Source organism: Microbacterium sp. CPCC 204701 (assembly GCF_004010105.1).
In the GTDB taxonomy this organism is placed as follows: Bacteria; Actinomycetota; Actinomycetes; order Actinomycetales; family Microbacteriaceae; genus Microbacterium.
The window spans coordinates 1-1,463 of the sequence record NZ_RRYE01000554.1; the positions used below are offsets into that span (position 1 = coordinate 1).

The following is a 1,463-nucleotide window of genomic DNA, read 5'->3' on the forward strand; positions in this document are numbered from 1 at the left end:
GAGTCGGCGGTTGCGCGCCGTCGCGGCGAGGTCGCGCGCGGCGGCCGCCAGCACCCCCTCGTCACCGGTGAAAGCGAGCGCCGACTTGCCGCCGCGCTCGAGGTACAGCGCCAGCGTGCCGTCGACGAGCACGACGAGGGCGCCCGCCTTGCGTCCCGGCCGGTGGCCGACGCCTTCGAGCGCGGGCCACGCGAGCGCCGCGCCATAGGGGTTCGCAGGATCGGTGGCGGCGAGTGTGACGGCCCGCAGCGGGGGCGGATCCGACAGCCCCGCGAACTCGCGCAGCCGGTCGACGGTCGAGGAGGCCGCGAACTGCGCCGCGCCGAGCTTCTCGATGACGTAGCCGCGACGGCAGTGCCCGGCCTCTTCGAACCCCGCCAGCACGCGATAGGCCTGCGCGAACCCTCCGGGCATGCCCTCGGCCTGAACGGCCCCGCGGGTGACGACGCCGTACCGGTCGAGCAGCAGGCTCGCCGACGCCGTGGCACGCAGAGCCGCATCGGGCTCGGGTGCGGGGAGCAGCGACCATCGGCCGCCGATCGCGGGCGGGCGAGGAGGAACGGATGCCGCCACCGCCCGCACCGCTGCGCCCCGGTACAGGCGTGCCCGGGGCGTGCGCCTGGACACCCGGTGTGCCTGCGAGCCGCCAGAGACGAGGGTGCGGATGGGCGCGAACGTGTCGTTCGTGACGCGGCCCGCCCACGTGAGACGCCACAGCGCCTCGACCACCGACTGCTCGTTCTCGGCGCCGGTCACCTGCCTCAGCTGACTCGCGAAGTATGCGCCGCCGCCCTCGAGCGCGGCGAGCAGCTGGGCGTCGAGCGATCCCGGCGCCGGGTCGTCGGCCGCATCGGGCAGGGCGAGCGTGAGCGGCAGCGCGTCGACGGGATGCAGCGCGATCCAGCCGTCGCGCCCCGGAAGGCTGCCATGCCCCGACCACACCACCTCGCCGGTCGACGTGAGCTCGTCGAGCAAGCCGGGGGCGTAGTCCCGGACGCGCGCCGGAAGCACGAGCGACTCCCACGCGCTCGCCGGGATCGGCACGCCCGCCAGCTGCTCGACGACCGCCGCGACGCCGTCGATGCCCTCGAGCGGCCGCGTGACGTGCTGCCACACCGGAAGGAACCGGGCGTAGGCATCCTGGGGCACGGGCTCGACGCTGCCGCGGATCGCCGCGAGCGACCGCATCCGCAGCCGCCGAAGCACCTCCGTGTCGCACCACTCCGCGTCGTCCGCGCGTGCGGAGTCCGCGGACGCCTCGGGGAGGAAGAAGCCGCTCGTGACGCGACCCTGCGACTCGAGCCGCTGGAGCGTGAGCCGCGCAACCGCGACGCCTACGCCGAGGCGCTCGGCGGCGGCATCCGCCGTGAACGGACCGTGCGTGCGCGCGTGGCGGGCCACGAGGTCGCCGAGCGGATCGGCGACAGGTTCGAGGAACGCCGTCGGGATGCCGACCGGCAGCG

General features: G+C 75.4%; 1 protein-coding gene. It reads right to left on the minus strand.

What is annotated here, in order from left to right; genetic code table 11:
• The coding region (locus EIO58_RS17785) for an Lhr family ATP-dependent helicase (protein WP_446723954.1) at positions 1–1,463 on the minus strand (1,463 nt) is incomplete at both ends.